Source organism: Stenotrophomonas sp. STM01, assembly GCF_014852135.1.
GTDB classification, from domain to species: domain Bacteria; phylum Pseudomonadota; class Gammaproteobacteria; order Xanthomonadales; family Xanthomonadaceae; genus Stenotrophomonas; species Stenotrophomonas capsici.
In genome coordinates, this window is sequence record NZ_JACVBA010000004.1 from 83,246 (window position 1) to 104,199 (window position 20,954).

Sequence of the window (20,954 nt, forward strand, 5' to 3'; positions counted from 1 at the left end):
CCGCAGCACCAAGGACCGGCCACGACGCACTGACCGTGGATGGCCGCGTTCCGCTCCCTCCCTTTGGCGCAGCCAAGGGGAGGGCTGGGGAGGGGTTGCCTTCCAGCCGCCCGGTTCACCTCCCGGCCGCCTTACCCGCTACAGTCTCGCCATATGCGACACAGCCATGGGCACCATGACTGCGTCAATTCGGGGGACAACATGGAACAGTTGCCGTCTTCAGACCTGAAGACAATCCTGCATTCAAAGCGGGCCAACATCTACTACCTGCAGCACTGCCGGGTGCTGGTCAACGGTGGTCGCGTCGAGTACGTCACCGACGCTGGGAAACAGTCGCTGTACTGGAACATCCCCATCGCCAACACCACAACGGTATTGCTGGGCACCGGAACCTCCGTCACCCAGGCAGCGATGCGCGAACTGGCCCGGGCCGGGGTACTGGTCGGCTTCTGCGGCGGCGGTGGTACCCCGCTCTTCAGCGCCAATGAGATCGATGTCGACATCGCCTGGTTCTCGCCGCAGAGCGAGTACCGGCCCACCGAGTACCTCCAGGCCTGGGTGAAGTTCTGGTTCGATGACGACCTTCGGCTGATGGCTGCCAAACAGTTGCAGCAACTGCGTCTACAACGGTTGTCGTTGCAGTGGCAACAACGCGCATTGCGCGAGGCCGGCTTCGCGGTCGATACCGCGCGGCTGGATGCCCTGCTGCAGTCTTCTCGACGCACCATCGAAGTTGCGCAGGACACCACCGCCCTGCTGACGGAAGAGGCCCGCCTGAGCAAAGCCCTGTTCAAGCTCGCCGTGGACACCGTCGGCTACGGCACTTTCAGTCGTGCCAAACGCGGTACCGGCACCGATCCGGCCAATCGCTTCCTGGACCATGGCAACTACCTCGCCTACGGCCTGGGAGCCACCGCCTGCTGGGTGCTGGGACTGCCGCACGGCCTTGCGGTGCTGCATGGGAAGACACGTCGTGGCGGCCTGGTGTTCGACGCCGCTGACCTGGTCAAGGACGCCTGCATCCTTCCCCATGCCTTTCTTTCGGCAATGCGCGGCGATGATGAGCAGGCATTCCGCCGCTACTGCATCGAGGCAATGACCCGCAGTGAATCACTGGATTTCATCATCGACAGCCTCAAGGCCATCGCCACCACGACAGCCACACAGGTGAAACGTTGAACATCCTGCTGGTTTCGCAATGCGAAAAGCGGGCGCTGTCTGAAACACGGCGCATCCTCGACCAGTTCGCTGAACGGCGCGGCGACCGCACATGGCAGACCGCCATCACCCAGGACGGGCTCGACACGCTGCGGCGGTTGCTGCGCAGGACGGCACGCAAGAACACCGCCGTCGCCTGCCACTGGATACGCGGACGCGATCACAGCGAGCTGCTATGGGTGGTGGGCGATGCCCGCCGCTTCAACGCCGACGGTGCGGCCCCCACCAACACCACCCGGCGCAACATCCTGCGCGCCGGCGACGAGAACGATTGGCACACCGCACAACCCATCCGGCTGCTGGCTCAGCTGGCCGCACTGCTGCACGACCTGGGAAAGGCCAGCACGGCCTTCCAGCAACGCCTGCGTGGGCAGCGGATGGAGCGCAACCTGTACCGGCACGAATGGGTGTCGCTGCGAATGTTCCAGGCCTTCGTTGGTGACGATGACGACGCCGGTTGGCTGCAGCGCCTGGCGGAGGGCGAAAATGGTGACGATCAGGAATGGTTGGCCCCCGGCCGCTACCAGCGCGATGGACTCGACGCACGCCAGGACTGTCCATTCCCGCAACTTCCGCCGCTGGCAGCTGCGGTGGCCTGGCTGGTGGTCAGCCACCATCGTCTCCCCGTCATTCCCTCGTTCAATGCCGAAGGGACGCAGCAATGGCTTGGGCGGCGTGCCAGCCACTGGGATGAGCGCTGGCTCAAGGAGCCCCTGGCGCTGGTCAGGCATGCGTGGAATGAGCTTCCACATGCACATACCGACGCGGAGGCACTGCCGTACTGGCAAGCGGCCGCTCCGTTGCCCGTGGTCGACAAGCAATGGCGACGCCAGGCCGCCCGTGTCGCCGGAGGGCTTCAGGCGCTGCCCGATCAAGACCGTCGATGGCTGGACAACCCCTATGTGATGCACCTTGCGCGCCTGAGCTTGATGCTGGCCGATCATCACTATTCCAGCCTTTCATCGGACGCACCCGAGCGCGTGCAGGTCCACACCGACAGTCCCTTGCATGCCAACACCGACAAACAAGGCAAGCTCAAACAGACCTTGCTGGAACACCTGCTCGGCGTCACCCGCGATGCAGGTCTGGTCGCCCACGCCCTGCCGGGCTTCGAGCGGCACTTGCCGTGTCTGGCCAACCACCGTGGCCTGCGCAAGCGCAGTGCACATCCAAGATTCGCCTGGCAGGACAAAGCCGCCGATGCGGCAGCAGGGCTGCGCGAGGAATGCCGGAAACGCGGCGGATTCATCATCAACATGGCTTCCACCGGCTGTGGGAAGACCTTGGCCAACGCGCGCATTCTGTATGCCCTCAGTGACCCGCAGCGCGGCATGCGCGCCACCTACGCCTTGGGCCTGCGCACCCTCACCTTGCAGACAGGCCATAGCTATCGCAACGATCTGCATCTACGGGACGATGAACTGGCCATCCGCGCGGGCGGCTCGGCAAGCCGGGCATTGTTCGAGTACCACGAGCAGCAGGCGGAGGCTTCCGGCTCGGCGTCCATCCAGGACCTGATCGAGGGAGACAGCCACATCCTCTATGAAGGCAACACCAGCCAACATCCCCTGCTTTCGCGTGCCCTGCACGACCCCGACATTCGCAACCTGCTGTCCGCGCCGCTACTGGTGTGCACGGTGGACCACATGGTGCCGGCAACCGAGTCGCTACGCGCGGGGCGCCAGATCGCACCCATGCTGCGCCTGATGAGCGCGGACCTGGTGCTGGACGAGCTGGACGACTACGACCTCAACGACATGCCTGCCCTTGCCCGGTTGGTGCACTGGGCAGGCATGCTCGGCACTCGCGTGGTGTTGTCCTCGGCCACGTTGCCGCCCTCATTGGTCACCGGCATGTACCTGGCCTATTGCGCGGGTCGGCGCTTGTATCGGCAGAACCGGGGTGAACCCGGCACGGCCAACATCGACGCCGATATCCCCTGCTTGTGGGCCGACGAGTTCGGCGTACAGGTGGCCCAGGTGGATGGCAAGACGTTCGAGTACCAACACCTGCAATTTGTCGAACGACGGGCAACCCAGCTGCGCAAGGCTGTGCCACTACGCCGCGCACAACTGCTGCCGCTGGCCATCAAGGCAAAACGGCGCGAGCAGCAGCACACCGAATTCGCACCGCATGTTCGCGATGCCTGCCTGAGGCTGCATCAGGGGCACCATCAAGTGGATCCCGTCAGCGGCAAACAGGTCAGCTTTGGCCTTGTACGCATGGCCAACATTGGTCCGCTGTTTGAGGTCGCCCAGGCGCTGTACGCACTAGGTGCGCCGGAGGGCGTCCGCATCCATCTATGCGTCTACCACGCCCGCTTCCCGCTGCTGCAGCGCTCTGCGATCGAAGCCATGCTGGACGCTGCGTTCAATCGCCGCGGCGACGCCAATGCGGTTTTCCAGCAACCCGCCATCCGCAGTGCACTGGATGCCCACCCGGAGCCTCGGCACATTTTTGTCGTACTGGCTTCGCCCGTCTGCGAAGTGGGCCGTGACTGGGATGCGGATTGGGCAGTAGCCGAGCCTTCCTCCCTGCGCTCGCTGATCCAGTTGGCCGGGCGCGTGCAGCGCCATCGCGGCCAACCACCGGCGGAACCGAACCTGCTGGTGTTTGATGCCAACCTGCGCCACTTCGCCAATACGCCGGCCGATCAACCTGCCTTCCTGCGGCCCGGTTACGAGAAGGCAGGGCTCGACCCAGGCCGGAAACGCCTGCAGCTGAGCAGCCATCGGCTTGCCGATCTGTTGCAGCCGGCCGAGCTTGATCCCCTCAACGCCTTGCCCCGCATCCAGCCCCGGCCCTCCAATGAATGGAAGACGCGTCTGAGCCTCAGCGACCTGGAGCAGGCACGCACCGCACTGAGCATGTTGCCGCAACGCCCACTAACGGACGGGCCATTGGCTGCGATCGACCAGGACCAGGCCTTCGTGGGCTGGAAGTACCCCCACGCCGCATTGATCGGCGTGCTCCCCCAACAGCAACCCTTCCGTCAGCAGACGCTGCAGATGACCACGCTGGTGTTCCTGCCCGAAGAGGATGGCGAACGGCTGCGCCTGCATCGTGTCGAGGAAGCGGCCAGCCGGCACGCCGATTCCCAGCGGATCCTGATCGACCAGAGCCTGCGCACCGATGTCACGCTCCACGTGGGTCCCGGCATCAGCCCTTGGGGAAGGTTTGACCTGATGGCATTGCTGGAAGACCAGGCCGCCCATTCCGGCGACTCCCTGGACCACTGCGCCCAACGCTTCACCACGGTGGAGGTTCCTGACAGCCCGACGGGCTGGCGGTGGCATCCGCTGTTGGGGTTTTGCACCAAGTTGTGAGTGGGCATCCCTGCCCCAGCTGCCTACGCGGCAGCAAACTGAACGATCCGCGCTCCACGCCTAAATTTTCTGAGCTGCCGCGTAGGCAGCTCAGAAACATGACGAGCTGATACCCGCTGCCGTAAATGCGTTCGCTGCCGCGTAGGCAGCTCAGAAAACTGCGCTCGCTGTGCAGCGATGCCCACCAGCGTTCGCTGCCGCGTAGGCAGCTCAGAAATGGTGAGTTGATCCGCGAAAGCGGTCGCGATCGTTCGCTGCCGCGTAGGCAGCTCAGAAATTCATGAAGATGGCGAATTCGCCAGACGGATAGTTCGCTGCCGCGTAGGCAGCTCAGAAAATCTGGCGCTGCTTGCGGATCGCGGCTTTTTCGTTCGCTGCCGCGTAGGCAGCTCAGAAATCAATGAGTTCTACGCCAAGGCCGCGCTGTTCGTTCGCTGCCGCGTAGGCAGCTCAGAAAGATGCTGCAGCTGCGGCTGCCCAGCTCGCCCTGTTCGCTGCCGCGTAGGCAGCTCAGAAACTTGCTCGCTGCATCAGGACTACCGAACAGGTGTTCGCTGCCGCGTAGGCAGCTCAGAAACAGGATCTGGCCTTGAACCAGTCGCGGCATCTGTTCGCTGCCGCGTAGGCAGCTCAGAAAATCGACATAGGTGCGACATGGGCCGCCCGTCTGTTCGCTGCCGCGTAGGCAGCTCAGAAAAGCACCGGCGGCACATCCACACCAATCGTTGCGTTCGCTGCCGCGTAGGCAGCTCAGAAATGCTCCGTGAGCTTCACGTCGCCGATGTTGTAGTTCGCTGCCGCGTAGGCAGCTCAGAAAGTAACAGACTGCCCACAGGGGGCCAGAGTGAAGTTCGCTGCCGCGTAGGCAGCTCAGAAATCACCCCGAGGCCGAGGGATGCAGAGATGAACGTTCGCTGCCGCGTAGGCAGCTCAGAAAGAGGTGGACGCGCGCCTGGTGCAGCGTGGCTAGTTCGCTGCCGCGTAGGCAGCTCAGAAAACTTGCGCATCAGCGTTTCCTTCAGGCTCGCGGTTCGCTGCCGCGTAGGCAGCTCAGAAAAAGGGAAAGTACGACACCACCGTCACTGTCGGGTTCGCTGCCGCGTAGGCAGCTCAGAAATATGCGATCCGTCGTACCTACGTGATCCTGTGGTTCGCTGCCGCGTAGGCAGCTCAGAAAACCATGCGCTCCCTGCCCTTCGGCGGGAGGGTGTTCGCTGCCGCGTAGGCAGCTCAGAAATTGCCGTCGTACAGGACGTAGCCTGATTGGGTGTTCGCTGCCGCGTAGGCAGCTCAGAAAACCTTGAGCGTATTGCGGCTCACCCGATGGGTGTTCGCTGCCGCGTAGGCAGCTCAGAAAGCTGGGCTTCTTCCAGCTCGCTTGCTCGGTCGGTTCGCTGCCGCGTAGGCAGCTCAGAAACTGACGCACCTGTGCAGTCGCGGCCTTGTCGAGTTCGCTGCCACGTAGGCAGCTCAGAAAATGGACTTCGACCTGATCTTGTCGATCTCGGCGTTCGCTGCCGCGTAGGCAGCTCAGAAAACTCCGCCTTGATGGCCTGGCCGTTCTGGCTGGTTCGCTGCCGCGTAGGCAGCTCAGAAATTGTCGATCCAGCGGCCGGCCCACTGGCGCTGGTTCGCTGCCGCGTAGGCAGCCCAGAAGATATCAATGCCGAAGGATACGACGGCCTTGGGCCTGGCTGCACAGACGGCTCAACAGGCCCGCGCTCCGCGCCAGCTCGCTCTCGCCAGATTCGCAGCGGGAATCGTCAATCGCCGTCGAAAGTCCTGCTGTGCACTCCGCCGCCCATGCGCATGAATGCCGGGAACCGGTCTGCCGCGGGTGCCCAAGCGCATTCCGCATCGCCTTTGCTGCCGTCCCTCCCCTTACCCCTTATCATTCCCTCCCCCCCTTGCCGGCTTTCCCCATGACCGCCCTGCGCCCCTTCCTGGACAAGATGCCCGTCATCGGCGAGCGCGTTTACGTGGACCCGGCCTGCACCATCATCGGTGACGTGGAAATCGGTGATGACGCCTCGGTCTGGCCGGGCGCGGTGATCCGTGGCGACGTGAACCACATCCGCATCGGTGCGCGCACCAACGTGCAGGACGGCACGATCATCCACGTCAGTCATGACAGCCCCTACAACAAGGGCGGCTACCCGACCCTGATCGGCGAAGGCGTCACCGTGGGCCATGGCTGCATCATCCATGCCTGCACCATCGGCGATTACTGCCTGATCGGCATGGGCGCGTGCATCCTCGATGGCGCGGTGATCGAGGCCAACGCCTTCATCGCCGCCGGTGCGGTGGTCGGCCCGGGCAAGGTGGTGCGCAGCGGCGAGCTGTGGGCGGGCAACCCGGCGCGGTTGATGCGCCAGCTCAGCGAAAAGGACATCGAGGGCCTACACTACTCGGCTGACCACTACGTCAAGGTCAAGGACCAGTACCGCGGCATGCAGGGCTGACCAACGGCCCATTGCCGTCAGTTGCGATGGCGCGCAAACTGCGCGCCCTGGGCGTGGGGACGCCCCCTTGAAGGATCAAGAAATGAAGTCGATCAAATCCGTCGCGCTCGGCCTGCTGGCCGCAGCGTCGCTGTTGTGCCTGCTGCCCGCTACCGCCGCCGCCCAGGAAGAGCAGGGCATGAGCGCCGAGCAGTTCGTGAAGTCGCTGGACTTCCATACCGGCCCGATCGCGGTGCCGGCGGCCAAGGCGCATTTCAACCTCGGCGATGAGTTCCAGTACCTGGAAAAGGCCGATGCCCGCCGCGTGCTGGAAGACATGTGGGGCAACCCGCCCGATGACAGCGTGCTCGGCCTGATCGTGCCGCGCAGCCCCGGCCTGCTCGAGGACGGCAGCTGGGCGGTGGTGGTCACCTACTCCGATGACGGCTACGTGTCCGATGGCGACGCCAAGGACATCGACTACAGCGAACTGCTGGAGACCATGCAGACCAGCATCCGCGAGGCCAACCCGGAGCGGGTGAAGGCCGGCTATGGCTCGCTGGACCTGATCGGCTGGGCCGTGCCGCCGCGCTACGACGCCGACAGCAAGAAGCTGTACTGGGCGCGTGAGCTGGCCTTCAACAACGAGCCCGCGCACTCGCTGAACTACGACATCCGCGTGCTCGGCCGCTATGGCTACCTGAGCCTCAATGCGGTGTCGGCGATGTCGGACCTGTCCGCGGTGCGCACCGGCATGGACCGCCTGCTGCCGATGACCGAGTTCAACGAAGGCGCGCGCTACGCCGACCACAATGCCAGCACCGACAAGGTGGCCGCCTACGGCGTGGCCACGCTGATCGGTGGTGGCCTGGCCGCCAAGGCCGGCCTGTTCGCCAAGGTGGGCCTGCTGCTGGCCAAGTTCTGGAAGCTGTTGCTGATCGGCGTGATCGCGCTGGGTGCCGGCGTCCGCAAGCTGTTCAGCGGCAAGCGCGAAGGCGGCACGGTCCGCTGAGCCGCCCCCGTCCAGCCTGCCGCCACGGGCAGCAGGCTGGGCTTTCACATGGGCGCCAGTTAAAGTCTGCACCCTGACAGGACGCAGTCGAGACACGAATGCCACAGGCATCCGTCCGGGCCGGAAACCGGACTTCCCGCCAGCCCGGGCCAACGCAGCACGCTGCGCAGGCGGTGCCGTGATGCCCGCGGGCGCGCCCATGCTCGATACCTATCGCGAAGTGATCACGCCTGAAGGCGTGCCGCTGCAGTTGCCCGCCGCCGGCCCGGTGCCGCGCGCACTGGCCTGGTTGATCGACCTGCTGGTCCGCTTCGGCGTGTTGATGGTGATGAGCCCGGTGCTGCTGGCCCTGGGCGACTTCGGCCAGGGCCTGTACCTGGGCCTGATGTTCCTGATGTTCTGGGCCTACCCGATCGTGCTGGAAGTCTGGTTCGGCCAGACCCTGGGCAAGCGCGTGCTCGGCCTGCGCGTGGTCGCCAATGACGGTGCGCCGCTGGGCTGGATGCCGGCCATCGTGCGCAACCTGCTGCGCACCGTGGACGCACTGCCGTTCGGCTACGCGGTGGGCCTGATCAGCTGCCTGTGCGACCCCTATGGCCGGCGCCTGGGTGACCTGGTCGCCGGCTCGCTGGTGGTACATGCCCCGCCACGCGCGGCCGAGCCGCCGGCGCGGATCGAGACCGTGCTTGCCCCGCCGGTGCCGCTGCAACCCGGTGAACAGATCGCCCTGATCGCCTTCGCCGACCGCGCGCCGGCCCTGTCCGGGCCGCGCCAGAACGAACTGGCCGACATCGCCTCGGGCCTGAGCCAGGCCAGCGGCGCGGCCGGCGTGCTGCGCCTGTATGCCATGGCCAACTGGTTGTTGGGGCGGCGATGAAGCAGGAGCAGTTCGTCACCCGTTACCAGCATGAGTGGCAGCAGTTCGAGCAATGGCTGCAGCGGCGCGGGGGCCATGCCCGCAGCGTGCGCGGCACCGTGGACGCCGACCTGCCCGGCGATGAGACCATCCCGCAGCGCTACCGGCGGTTGTGCCAGCAGCTGGCGCTGGCCCGCCACCGCGGTTACAGCCCGCAGCTGGTCGAACGCCTGCAGCAGCTCTCGCAGAACGGCCACAACCTGCTCTACCGCACCCCGCCGCCGCGCTGGTCGCGCGCGGTGGAGTTCCTGTTCGCCGATTTCCCGTTGGCCGTGCGCAGCCAGGCCGGCGCGATGTGGACCGCGCTGGCGCTGTTCGCGGTGCCGCTGGTGGGCATCTTCGTGCTGCTGCAGCTCAAGCCGGACCTGGTCCACATGCTGTTGAGCACCACCCAGATCGCGCAGATGGAAAAGATGTACGACCCGGCCGCCGACCACCTGGGCCGCGACAGCGGCACCGACTGGGCGATGTTCGGCCACTACATCATGAACAACATCAGCATCGGCCTGCGCACCTTTGCCAGTGGCCTGTTGGCGGGGATCGGCACGGTCCTGGTACTGCTGTTCAACGGCATCACCATCGGCGCGGTGGCCGGCCACCTGCAGCAGGCCGGCTTCGGCGAGCCCTTCTGGCGCTTCGTGGTCGGACATGCGCCGTTCGAGCTGACCGCCATCGTGATCGCCGGCGGCGCCGGCCTGCAGCTGGGCCTGCGCCTGCTGGCACCGGGGCGCATGCGCCGCATCGATGCCCTGATCGAAGGTGGCCGGGTCGGCGCCCGGCTGTGCCTGGGCGTGGCCTTCATGCTGCTGGTGGCCGCGTTCATCGAGGCGTTCTGGTCATCGATCGCGTGGGTGCCGATGTGGGGCAAGCTGACCGTCTCCGGCATCCTGTGGACGCTGGTGATCCTCTGGCTGTGGCGCGGCGGACGCGGGAGCGCACATGCGCATTGACCAGCTCGACGTGGTGCTGCGCGCCCGCTCGCAGTGGGAGGCGATGGAACTGGGCACGGCGCTGGTGCGCCGGCATGCCTGGGCCATCTGGAAACCCTGGCTGCTGGTCACCCTGCCGGTGTTCGCGCTGCTCAACCTGCTCGGCCTGTGGCTGGACAACTTCTGGTTGCCGGCGTTGGTGATGTGGTGGCTGAAGCCGGCATTCGAGCGGATCCCGTTGTACGTGATCTCGCGCGGTGCCTTCGGCGCGGTGCCGACCACCGCTGAGACACTGCGCGCGCAGCTGCGCTGGGGCTGGCGCGGCATCGGCGCCTACCTGGGCTGGCGCCGGCTCAGCCCGGCGCGCTCGCTGCTGATGCCGGTGGACCTGCTGGAAGGTGGCGATGGCCCGCAACGCGGCATGCGCCGGCGTGCACTGGGCGGTGCCAGCTATGGCCACGCCACGCTGCTGACCTCGGTGTGCTGGCACTTCGAGGCCATGCTGCAGCTGGCCGGCATCGCCCTGATCTTCATGTTCATGCCGGTGGAAGACCTGCCCGAATCGCTGCGTGCGTCCTGGTCGCTGATCGGCGACGAAACGCCCGCGTGGGCGTGGATCGGTTTCAACCTGCTGGCCTGGGGCGCGATGACCCTGATCGGCCCGTTCTACAGCGGTGCCGGCTTCGGCCTGTACCTCAACCGCCGCACCCAGCTGGAAGCCTGGGACGTGGAGATCGCTTTCCGCCGCCTGCGCGAGCGTCTGGCCCGACTGGCGCCATTGATGGTGCTGTTCCTGCTGGTCGGCATCGCGCCGCTGCGCGCGCAGCAGAGCAACGCCCTGCCCGACTCGGTGCTGAGCAACCACAAGGAAACCGCCGCGCCGTCGAACGCGATCGTCCCGGCCACGCCGCATGCGGTGTTCGGCCAGGGCGACGCCGACACCGACGGCTTCCGCCAGGCCGCCGCACGCGCCTACGAGGATCCGCAGCTGGGCGCCAAGCGCACGGTGGACAAGTGGGTGTTCAAGGAACGGGACAAGCCCACGCAGGACAACAGCGACCAGACGCGTGACCCGTCGTTCATGACGTTCGTCTCGCAGGTGCTGGCGCTGATCGGCGAAAGCATCCTGTGGATCGTGCTGGCCGCACTGCTGATCGTGCTGGCGCTCACCGCCCGCTGGTGGTTGCCGTGGCTGCGTGGCAGTGGCCGGCGCACGCGCGAAGCACAGACCCCGGTGCAGCACGACGCCCTGCTGGTGCCCGAAGTGCTGCCGCCGGACATTCTGGGCAGCGCGCGCCGCCTGTGGCGCGAAGGCAAGCCGCGTCATGCACTGGCCCTGCTGTACCGCGCGTCGGTGGAGGTGCTGGGCCAGCGTGCCGACATCGTGTTGCCACCCGGCGCCACCGAGGCGCAGTGCCTGCGGGCCTCGCGGCGCATGCCGCAGGAAGCCGACCGCACCCTGTTCGCGCGCATGGTGCGCACCTGGCAGTACGCCGCCTATGCCGGCCGCCTGCCCAGCGAGGACGAGTTCGAGGCATTGATGGGTGAACTGCACCGGCAGTACGGGTGGCGCACGTGAGCGCGCGCCTGCGCTACGGGCTGATCGCGGGCATCGGCGTGCTGGTCAGCGCGCTGGTGGTGGCATGGGTGTTCTCCGCCGTCGAACGGCGCAAGGAGGAAATCACCCTGCCCGCCTACGGCGAGCCCACCTACAACCCACTGTATGCCCTGCGCGAGACCCTGCGCCGCGACGGGCAGAAGGCCGAGTCGCGGCGCCAGCTCGACCTGGCCGACATGAAGCTGCGGCCCGGCGACACCGTGGTGATGCTGGACGACCCGCGCCTGCTCTCGCCGCCGCAGGTCAGCGGCCTGCTCGACTGGGTGCAGTTCGGCGGGCACCTGGTCCTGCAGATGCCCGGGGCCGATGAGGAGCTCGATGGCGACGACGCGGGCCTGCTGGAGCAGCTGGGCGTGGAGACCAGCGAGGTCCCGGCACGCTGCCTACCATGGCGCGTGAACGGCCAGGAGGAGCACCAGGAGTTCTGCTCCGGCAACCGCTTCACCGTGGATGGCAGCACCCGGGTCGAACGCCGCTGGGGCGACGGCACGGATGCCACGCTGGCCTGGGCGCGGCTGCGCTACGGCACCGGCCGCATCGACGTGCTGGGCAGCACCGACTTCCTGCGCAACGGGCGCGGCGAATATGAAACAGGCCTGCGCGACATCCCGCACCGCGACCTGGCCCGGCTGGTGCTGGCGCCCAACTACGGCAAGGGCACCACGCACCTGGTCTACGAGATGCAGATGCCGTCGCTGTGGCGGACCCTGCTCAAGCAGGGCTGGCCGGTCTGGCTGCCGCTGCTGCTCGCCCTGCTGGCGTGGCTGTGGGCGCGCAGCCAGCGTTTCGGCGCGCTGCAGCCGTCCCCGCGCGGCGACCGCCGCTCGCTGCTGGAGCACGTGCGCGCCTCCGGCGAACACCTGCATCGCTACGGCAAGTCACCGCTGCTGTACGACGCGGTGCGCCAGTCCTTCCTGACCCGCCTGCGCCGCCGCGCACCGGTGGCCGCGGCCCTGGTTGGCGACGCCCAGGCCCAGGCCATCGCCGATCACCTGCAATGGCCGCTCGCCCGCGTGCAGAGCGCGCTGCAGGTTCCCCCGTCGCGGGACGACAACGCCCTGCGTGAACGCATCCGCCTGCTCATCCAGATGAGAAACCAGCTATGAACGAGACGCCGTTTCCGCCCGCCCTTCCCGGCGAGGCTCCCGCCGCCGCGCCCGCACCTGCCGCGGCACCCGCGCCTGCACCGGGCAACGCCGAGGTGATCGAACGCGTCGAGCGCATCCGCGAAGCCGTCGGGCAGGCCTTCATCGGCCAGGCCGATGTGCTCGAGCAGATCCTGATCGCGCTGTTGGCCGGTGGCCACGTGCTGATCGAAGGCGTGCCCGGCCTGGGCAAGACGCTGCTGGTGCGCGCCCTGGCCCAGGCATTGGAGCTGGACTACGCGCGCGTGCAGTTCACCCCGGACCTGATGCCCAGCGACGTCAGCGGCCACGCGGTGTACGACCCCAAGACCGAGAGCTTCAAGATCCGCCGCGGCCCGGTGTTCACCAACCTGCTGCTGGCCGATGAAATCAACCGCGCCCCGGCCAAGACCCAGTCGGCGCTGCTGGAAGTGATGCAGGAAGGCCAGGTCACGATCGAGGGCAAGGCCTTCCCGCTGAACCCGCCGTTCCTCACCCTGGCCACGCAGAACCCGGTCGAACAGGAGGGCACCTACCCGTTGCCCGAGGCGCAGCTGGACCGCTTCCTGCTGAAGGTGCTGATCGACTACCCGCAGCTGGAAGACGAGAAGCGCATGGTCCAGGCCATCACCGTCGGCCGCACCGCCGGCGACTTCGACCTGTCGCAGGTGCCGCGCGTGCTCAGCGGCAGCGACGTGGTCGCGCTGCAGAAGGCCGTGGCCGAGATCACCGTCGACCCGCAGGTGATCGACTACGCGGTGCGCATCGTCGCGGCCACCCGCAAGTGGCCGGGCATCGCGCTGGGCGCCGGCCCGCGTGGCAGCATCGCGCTGGTGCGCGCCGCACGCGCCCAGGCGGTGCTGTCCGGCCGCGATTTCGTCACCCCCGACGACGTGCGCGAGATCGCCAAGCCGGCCCTGCGCCACCGCATCACGCTGGCCCCGGAACTGCAGATCGAAGGCCAGTCCGCCGACGACGCACTCACCGCCCTGCTCGCCAAGGTCGAGGCCCCGCGCAAGTGAGCCCACGCCCGGCCACCGCGCACGCCTCTGCCCCCTGCCTTGCGCACGCAGTGCGTAGGGGAGGGATGGGGAGGGGTGCCGTTGCTCCCGCTGTTTCCACCCCCTGCCCCGCCACGGAACCCCATCAGTGAGACCGTCACCGCTGCTGATCACATTGCTGGTGCTGTGGGGCCTGCTGGGTGTGCCGGTGGCCCTGCATTACCTGCCGCTGCAGGCATGGACGCTGACGGCCGCGGCGATCGCGGTGCTGGCCCTGATCGATGCCCTGCTGCTGTGGCGTCGCCCTACCCCGCAGGTGCGGCGTGAACTTCCCGACTCGCTCGCCCTGGGCGTCGAACGCGAAACCTGGCTGCAGATCGATGCATTCGGGCGGCAACGCGTGGACGTGTACGACCTGGTCCCGGATGGCTGGGAAACGCCGGGCCTGCCGCGTCGCCTGACCCTGCCGCGCGCCAGCGAAACCCGTTTCAGCTACCACCTCACCCCGTCCAACCGCGGCACGTTCGTGTTCGACGGCGTGCAATTGCGCCTGCATTCGCTGCTGCGCCTGTGGCGTCAATCACGCATCGCCGGGCCGCCGCAGACCGTGCGCGTCTACCCCAACTTCGCCCCGCTCACCCGGCTGGCCCTGCTCAGCGCGGAAATGGCCTCGCGCCTGGTCGGCGCGCACCTCAAGCGCCGCCGTGGTGAAGGCACCGACTTCCACCAGATGCGCGAATACCGCGTCGGCGACAGCCTGCGCCAGATCGACTGGAAGGCCACCTCGCGCGCGCGCAAGCTGATCTCGCGCGAGTACCAGGACGAGAAGAACCAGCAGCTGGTGATGATGATCGACACCGGTCGCCGGATGATGGCGCACGAAGGTGGCCTGTCACATTTCGACCATGTGCTCAACGCCGCGCTGGTGGTGTCCTACCTGGCGTTGCGCCAGGGCGACGGCGTGGGCCTGTTCGCCACCGGCGGCGACAGCCGCTGGGTAGCGCCGCAACGCGGCCTGGGGGCGATCGACACGCTGCTGCGCGCCAGCTACGACCTGCAGGCGCGGCCGGTCGCCACCGACTACCTGGCCGCTGCCACCGAACTGAGCCTGCGCCATTCGCGGCGCACCCTGGTGATGCTGGTGACCAACGTCCGCGACGAGGACATCGAGGACCTGCTCGCCGCCGTGCGCCTGCTGCAGAAGCGCCACCTGGTCTGCGTGGCCAGCCTGCGCGAAAGCGAGCTGGACGACGCGCTGGCCCGCGACGTGGAGACCGTGTCCGATGCCATCCAGGCCGGTGCCATCACCCGCTACCTGCAACAACGTGCCGACGCCCACGAAGCCCTGCGCAGCCACCGCGTGATGGTGCTGGACGTCACCGCCGAGGAGCTGCCCGCCGCGCTGGTCGAGCGTTACCTGGCGGTCAAGCGCGACGGCCTGCTGTAGCCGGTAGAAGCGGCTTCGGTCGCGAAGCGGGTGTCGTCACCGGCACGGAAAAGCACCCCTCCCCAACCCTCCCCTTGGCTGCGCCAAAGGGAGGGGGCAAGAGCGGCACACCTCGCATGCTGAAAGGCCATGCATGACCGCCCCTCCCTTTGGCGCAGCCAAGGGGAGGGTTGGGGAGGGGTCGCTCCTTCGCCTATGCCGACAACGCTTCCACCGTCGAGAACAACCGCACGCAGAAGCCCCCCGGCTTCGCGGCCAAGGCCGCTCCTACCCAGGGCGTCGTCAGACGTAGATCCGCGTGCTCCCCTGCGGCGCGTCATCGATGATGGCGTGCGGCAGGAAACGGGCGCTGTCGCGGGTGATGCGGCTGTTGTCCTCGCGCACGCCGATGCCACAGGCACGGTCACCCACCACCCAGCTGCCGACCAGCGAATAGTTGCCCTCGAACATGGGCAGCGCGTGGAACGCCTGGCGGATGTTCGGCCCCGCGTACGGGCCCTCACTCTCCTGCCAACTACCGTCGCTCAGGTGCATGGCCACGTTCGCGCCCTCGCGCGAATGCAGCGGCTTGCGCACCCAGCCGGCCGGCAGGGCACTGCCATCGTCGAAGTACGATTCCAGCAGGTTGGGATGGCCACGATGGCGTTCCCACAACAGCGGCAGGATGCCCTTGTTGCTCAACACCGCCTTCCACGCCGGCTCCAGCAGCTGCACGCCGGAACGGGGCAATGCCGCACCGAACTCCTCCTGCATCAGGTCTTCGAGCGGGTACAGCTTGAACAGGCTGCCGATCACCACGTCGTCCAGGTCGGTGAAGCGGCCGTCGGCCGACAGGCCGATGTCCTCGATGGCGATGGCTGCGCCATGCAGGCCGGCCTGCGCCGCGCAGTCGCGCAGGTAGGCCACCGTGCCCTGGTCTTCCTCGGACTCACGCACCGCGCTGAAGTACAGCGGCGGCGGCAGGCGCGCCGACAGTTCGGCAAAGCGCTCCACCAGCGTCTCGTGGAGGGAGTTGAACTGGTCGGCCTGCTGCGGCAGGACGCCACGGTTGCGCTGGTCTTCCAGCCATTGCCACTGGAAGAACGACGCCTCGTACAGCGAGGTCGGCGTGTCGTAGTTCAGCTCGTACAGCTTGGCCGGGCCCTTGCCGTCATAGGCGAAGTCCAGCCGGCCGTACAGGTGCGGGTCGCGGCGGCGCCAGCTCTCGGCGATCCAGTCACGGAACGGCTCGGGAATGGCCAGCTGCGCCATCAGCGCCTCGCTGGCCACCACCTCGCCGACCAGGTCCAGCGCCATCGCATGCAGCTCGGCGCTGGGGTCTTCCAGGTCGTTCTCGATCTGCCGCAGGGTGAAGGCGTAGTACGCGCTTTCGTCCCAGTACGGCGCACCGTCGATGGTGTGGAACCGGAAACCTGCCTCGGCGGCACGTGCTCGCCAGTTGTCGCGCTCGGCGATTGCTACACGCCGCACCTGATCAACCGCCGACGCTGTTGCTGCGGCCGCCGCTGCGTGCACCAAAGCCGCCACGGCTGGCGGTCACGGCACGGTTCGGCTCGCTGGTGACCGGGGCCAGGCCGGCCTTGCCGGCGCCGATGCCGCTGCCGGTGTTCAGGCCACCGGTACCGGCCGGCTTGGCCCACCCATTGGCATTGTCCTTGAAGGCCGGCTGTGCGGCCGGCGGTGCCGCCACGGCGCCACGGCCGCTGTTGAGCATCTGCGACATGAAGAAGCCCATCATCATCGGGCCGATGAACGAGGTGCCGGCGCTGGTGTGCTGCTGCACGCACTGCTCGGCCGGGTACTCCTTGGCGCACTCTTCCTTGCTGGCGTACTTGGGCGCCGCATCGGCCGACTGCTGCTGCGCGGTGGCAAATGCCTGGCGGCAGCTGGACGGATCGCCCGTGGCCTCGCTGCAGGCCTCCACCGAGGTGTACAGCCCTTCCTTGACCTGCACCGTTTCTTCCTTCTGGCAGGCGGTGAACAGCAGCGGCGCGGCGCTCATCAGCAGCAGCGCGGTGGTCCTGGATCGCTTCATGGTCGATTCCCCGTGAAAGTTGTTTCCGAATGATGCCTGATCCGGCCTGGGAGGCGTAAATCGGCACAGTCCCAAAACTGAACCGGTTTTCAGGTGCGCCCGGCTAGGAGCGGCCTCGGCCGCGAAGCTGGTGAAGGTACCGGTCGAAGGCATGACTGCAATTGCAGGCGTCAGGCATACGGAAGGGCTCCTGGCTTCGCGGCTGAAGCCGCTCCTGCGCGCCTGCGCCGCCTCGGTATCGTCCAACCGTTCCACCCCGCCGGATGGTTGCAACAGCAACCGGGATCTTGATGCAGAATCGCCCATACACGCTTCTGCCAGCCCGTACCTGCTCGCCCCCATGCCTGAATACCGCTCGAAAACCTCCACCGCCGGCCGCAACATGGCCGGCGCCCGCGCCCTGTGGCGTGCCACCGGCATGACCGACGGCGATTTCCACAAACCCATCATCGCGGTGGTCAACTCCTTCACCCAGTTCGTGCCCGGCCACGTGCACCTGAAGGACCTTGGCCAACTCGTGGCGCGCGAGATCGAGGCGGCCGGCGGCGTGGCCAAGGAGTTCAACACCATTGCCGTGGACGACGGCATCGCGATGGGCCACGACGGCATGCTGTATTCGCTGCCCAGCCGCGAGATCATCGCCGACTCGGTGGAGTACATGGCCAACGCGCACTGCGCCGATGCGCTGGTGTGCATTTCCAACTGCGACAAGATCACCCCCGGCATGCTGATGGCCGCCCTGCGCCTGAACATCCCGGTGGTGTTCGTGTCCGGCGGCCCGATGGAGGCCGGCAAGACCAAGCTGGCCGACCACAAGCTCGACCTGATCGACGCGATGGTGGCCGCCGGCAACGAGGCCATCAGCGACGAACAGGTGGCCGTGATCGAACGCAGCGCGTGCCCCACCTGTGGCTCGTGCTCGGGCATGTTCACCGCCAACTCGATGAACTGCCTGACAGAGGCGCTGGGCCTGTCGCTGCCGGGCAACGGCACCGTGGTGGCCACGCACAGCGACCGCGAGGCGCTGTTCAAGCGCGCCGGCCGCCTGATCGTGGAGCTGTGCCACCGCTGGTACGGCGGCGAGGAGGCCAACGTGCTGCCGCGCGGCATCGCGACGTTCGAAGCCTTCGAGAATGCGATGACGCTGGATATCGCCATGGGCGGTTCCACCAATACCATCCTGCATCTGCTGGCCGCCGCCCAGGAGGCCGAGGTGGCCTTCGACCAGCGCGACATCGACCGCCTGTCACGGCGCGTGCCGCAGTTGTGCAAAGTGGCGCCGAACACGCAGAAGTACCACATAGAAGACGTGCATCGCGCCGGCGGCATCATGGCCATCCTCGGCGAACTGGCACGCGGTGGCCTGCTGCACACCGACGTGCCCACCGTGCACAGCCGCACGCTGGGCGCGGCCATCGCCGACTGGGATGTCACCCAGACCCAGGACACGGCGGTGCACCAGTTCTACAAGGCCGGCCCGGCCGGCATCCCGACCCAGGTGGCCTTCAGCCAGTCCACCCGCTGGCCGTCGCTGGATACCGACCGCGCCGAGGGCTGCATCCGCGACGTGGCGCATGCCTTCTCCAGCGAAGGCGGGCTGGCCGTGCTGTACGGCAACCTCGCCGCCGATGGCTGCGTGGTCAAGACCGCCGGCGTGGACGAATCCATCCATGTGTTCGAAGGCAACGCCCGCGTCTATGAAAGCCAGGACGCCGCGGTCAAGGGCATCCTCGGCAACGAAGTGCAGGCCGGCGACGTGGTGGTGATCCGCTACGAAGGGCCGAAGGGCGGCCCGGGCATGCAGGAGATGCTGTACCCGACCAGTTACCTGAAATCCAAGGGGCTGGGCAAGGCCTGCGCGCTGCTCACCGACGGCCGCTTCTCCGGCGGCACCTCGGGTCTGAGCATCGGCCATTGCTCGCCGGAAGCGGCCGGCGGCGGCACGATTGGCCTGGTCCGCGACGGCGACCGCATCCTGATCGACATCCCGCAGCGCGGCATCAACCTGCTGGTGGACGACGCTGAGCTGGCCCGTCGCCGCACCGAGCAGGAGGCCAAGGGCTGGAGACCGGCGCAGGCCCGCCCACGCAAGGTCAGCACCGCACTGAAGGCCTATGCCCTGCTCGCCACCAGCGCCGACAAGGGCGCCGTGCGTGACAAGGCCCTGCTCGACGGTTGACGCCCCGCGCGGGGGCGGCAGACTGGTGCGATGGACACCGCCCCGCCCCCGCTGATGCCCCGCGCGATCTGCCACTGGAACGACCAGCCCTACCGGCTGACGGAAGCGCAGCTGGGTGCGTTCGTCGACGAGCACATCCCTGCCCTGATCTGGGACTTCGACATCCAGGCCGAACGCATCGACCCCGATGACGTGCTGCTGGACGAAGACGACCTGCCACCGGACAGCCTGCACCTGCGCATCCACGACTGCCCCGCCTTCCACAGCGGCCCCGGCGAAGTGACGCGCTGGAATGACATCGCGGGCAAACACATTGCGCTGACCGGCGAGGACGAACCGGAAGTGCTGGTCTACACCGGCGAGCATCTCGGCCTGACCGACGGCGCCTTCGAGCTGCGCGAGATCGACGGCCGGTTGTGGATCCACCTGCACGGACACTGCGATGGCATGCACGGCCCGGCGCGCATCGTGCTGGATGCACCGCTGGACTTCGGCACGATCGCCTGCGGCCGCAGCGACGAAGCCCATGCACGCGCGCGCATCGCCAGCGTAGTGGACCCGGCGCACTACACCTTTGAAAGCGACCGCTATGGCGTGGCCCGCTTCAGGCCGATCGGGGGCCGCTGAGCGTCGGCCGCCATCCCCTCCGCCTGCGATGGCGGCACGGGCAACAGGTCCAGCGGGCTGCGGACACCGCCGGCGCCGCGCCCCAACACATGCGTATACAACTGCGTGGTCGTCACGTCCTTGTGCCCCAGCAGTTCCTGCAAGGTACGGATATCGCATCCCGCATCGAGCAGGTGCGTGGCGAACGAATGGCGCAGCGTGTGGCAGGTCGCCGGCTTGAGGATGCCCACCTGCAGCCGCGCACGCTTCACCGCCCGCTGCAGTACCTCCTCGCTGAGGTGATGCCGGCCGCGACGCCCCGTGCGCGGGTCGCGCGAATGCATCCGCGAAGGGAACAGATACTGCCAACCCGGCGCCGTATCCGCGTTCGGGTACTTGCGTGCAAGTGCATGCGGCAGATGCACCTGCCCCCTTCCACCGGCAAGATCGGACGCATGCAGTGACACCGCCCAGCACCGCTGCCGCAACAAGGCTGCCTTCAAGGACATCGGCAGCGGCACACGCCGATCCTTGTTGCCCTTGCCGCTACGCACGCAGATTTCAGCGCGGGCGAAGTCCACGTCCTTGATCCGCAGCCGCAGGCATTCCATCAACCGCATGCCGGTTCCGTACAGCAGGCGCGCCATCATCGCGGGGGTACCGTCCGGCATCGCGCCGAGAAGCTGACTCACCTCCTCCTTGGAGAGCACTACTGGCAGACGCCTGGGCCGCTTGGCCCGGACCACATTGTCCATCCACGGCAACGTCACACCCAGCACGTGCCGATACAGGAACAACAACGCGGACAAGGCCTGGTTCTGTGTCGCCGCGGCCACGTTGCCGTCCATCGCCAATGCGGTCAGGAAGGCGGCGACCTCATCCGCCCCCATCTCACGAGGATGCCGCTTGCCGTTGGCCAGAATGAAGCGCCTGATCCACCCGACATAGGCCTGCTCGGTACGCCGGCTGTAGTGCAGGACCCGGATCTGGCGGCGCACCTGCTCCAACAACCTGGGGGGCTGACCTTGCGTTATGCCGGATGAAACAGGGGCGTAATTCATATCACGGCTCCAAAGCGGTAGTTTTCCGCGAGCTTGGGGCC

At 67.2% G+C, this 20,954-nt stretch carries 15 protein-coding genes and 1 CRISPR repeat array; of the genes, 12 read left to right on the top strand and 3 right to left on the bottom strand.

All coding sequences use genetic code 11. The features are described from left to right. The first annotated feature begins 201 nt into the window (after positions 1–201). The 10 genes from cas1f to IB227_RS16350 all read left to right on the top strand — a co-directional run bounded on the left by cas1f (position 202) and on the right by IB227_RS16350 (position 15,032). A complete protein-coding gene (cas1f, locus tag IB227_RS16305) occupies positions 202–1,179 on the top strand; it encodes a type I-F CRISPR-associated endonuclease Cas1f (protein ID WP_192288253.1) in 978 nt (325 codons plus the stop codon). Further along, the gene (cas3f, locus tag IB227_RS16310; RefSeq protein ID WP_192288254.1) at positions 1,176–4,544 is read left to right on the top strand and encodes a type I-F CRISPR-associated helicase Cas3f; all 3,369 of its coding nucleotides are present in this window, start codon (positions 1,176–1,178) and stop codon (positions 4,542–4,544) included. The genes cas1f and cas3f overlap by 4 nt, the downstream gene beginning before the upstream one ends. A gap of 69 nt (positions 4,545–4,613) precedes the next feature. Then, positions 4,614–6,201: direct repeats of the CRISPR family, unit length 28 nt; unit sequence GTTCGCTGCCGCGTAGGCAGCTCAGAAA. 265 nt (positions 6,202–6,466) lie between these two features. After that, the gene (locus tag IB227_RS16315) at positions 6,467–7,006 is read left to right on the top strand and encodes a gamma carbonic anhydrase family protein (RefSeq protein ID WP_192288255.1); all 540 of its coding nucleotides are present in this window, start codon (positions 6,467–6,469) and stop codon (positions 7,004–7,006) included. Between the two features lie 82 nt (positions 7,007–7,088). Beyond that, positions 7,089–7,997, top strand: a complete 909-nt coding sequence (locus tag IB227_RS16320; RefSeq protein WP_132862412.1) for a DUF2167 domain-containing protein — start codon at positions 7,089–7,091, stop codon at positions 7,995–7,997. A gap of 199 nt (positions 7,998–8,196) precedes the next feature. Continuing rightward, on the top strand, positions 8,197–8,874 hold the full coding sequence (locus tag IB227_RS16325; RefSeq protein WP_132862411.1) for an RDD family protein: 678 nt from the start codon (positions 8,197–8,199) through the stop codon (positions 8,872–8,874). Then, positions 8,871–9,863 carry a stage II sporulation protein M gene (locus IB227_RS16330; protein WP_132862410.1) on the top strand — a complete coding sequence of 331 codons (993 nt, stop codon included), beginning with the start codon at positions 8,871–8,873 and terminating at the stop codon, positions 9,861–9,863. Before IB227_RS16325 ends, IB227_RS16330 begins: the two co-directional genes overlap by 4 nt. Continuing rightward, entirely contained in the window at positions 9,853–11,421 is a 1,569-nt protein-coding gene (locus IB227_RS16335) for a DUF4129 domain-containing protein (protein ID WP_192288256.1), read from the top strand. Before IB227_RS16330 ends, IB227_RS16335 begins: the two co-directional genes overlap by 11 nt. Beyond that, a complete protein-coding gene (locus IB227_RS16340; protein ID WP_192288257.1) occupies positions 11,418–12,566 on the top strand; it encodes a DUF4350 domain-containing protein in 1,149 nt (382 codons plus the stop codon). The genes IB227_RS16335 and IB227_RS16340 overlap by 4 nt, the downstream gene beginning before the upstream one ends. Next, positions 12,563–13,606: a MoxR family ATPase gene (locus IB227_RS16345; RefSeq protein WP_132862407.1), complete on the top strand. Its 1,044-nt coding sequence runs from the start codon at positions 12,563–12,565 to the stop codon at positions 13,604–13,606. Before IB227_RS16340 ends, IB227_RS16345 begins: the two co-directional genes overlap by 4 nt. Before the next feature lie 127 nt (positions 13,607–13,733). Next, positions 13,734–15,032: a DUF58 domain-containing protein gene (locus tag IB227_RS16350; protein WP_192288258.1), complete on the top strand. Its 1,299-nt coding sequence runs from the start codon at positions 13,734–13,736 to the stop codon at positions 15,030–15,032. 282 nt (positions 15,033–15,314) lie between these two features. Here the strand turns inward: IB227_RS16350 and IB227_RS16355 are convergent, their stop codons facing one another. Both IB227_RS16355 and IB227_RS16360 read right to left on the bottom strand, forming a co-directional pair. Beyond that, the gene (locus IB227_RS16355) at positions 15,315–16,502 is read right to left on the bottom strand and encodes a glutathionylspermidine synthase family protein (protein ID WP_192288259.1); all 1,188 of its coding nucleotides are present in this window, start codon (positions 16,500–16,502) and stop codon (positions 15,315–15,317) included. 4 nt (positions 16,503–16,506) lie between these two features. After that, positions 16,507–17,067: a DUF1190 domain-containing protein gene (locus IB227_RS16360; protein ID WP_192288260.1), complete on the bottom strand. Its 561-nt coding sequence runs from the start codon at positions 17,065–17,067 to the stop codon at positions 16,507–16,509. A 340-nt stretch (positions 17,068–17,407) separates the two neighbouring features. Between IB227_RS16360 and ilvD the strand changes: the two genes are divergently transcribed. Both ilvD and IB227_RS16370 read left to right on the top strand, forming a co-directional pair. After that, on the top strand, positions 17,408–19,246 hold the full coding sequence (gene ilvD / locus IB227_RS16365; RefSeq protein ID WP_192288261.1) for a dihydroxy-acid dehydratase: 1,839 nt from the start codon (positions 17,408–17,410) through the stop codon (positions 19,244–19,246). A 30-nt stretch (positions 19,247–19,276) separates the two neighbouring features. Further along, positions 19,277–19,873 (top strand): hypothetical protein, encoded by a 597-nt coding sequence (locus IB227_RS16370; RefSeq protein WP_192288262.1) that lies wholly within the window; start codon positions 19,277–19,279, stop codon positions 19,871–19,873. Here IB227_RS16370 and IB227_RS16375 read toward each other — a convergent pair. Next, a complete protein-coding gene (locus IB227_RS16375; RefSeq protein ID WP_192288263.1) occupies positions 19,834–20,913 on the bottom strand; it encodes an integron integrase in 1,080 nt (359 codons plus the stop codon). The genes IB227_RS16370 and IB227_RS16375 overlap by 40 nt on opposite strands. Positions 20,914–20,954: the final 41 nt, after the last annotated feature.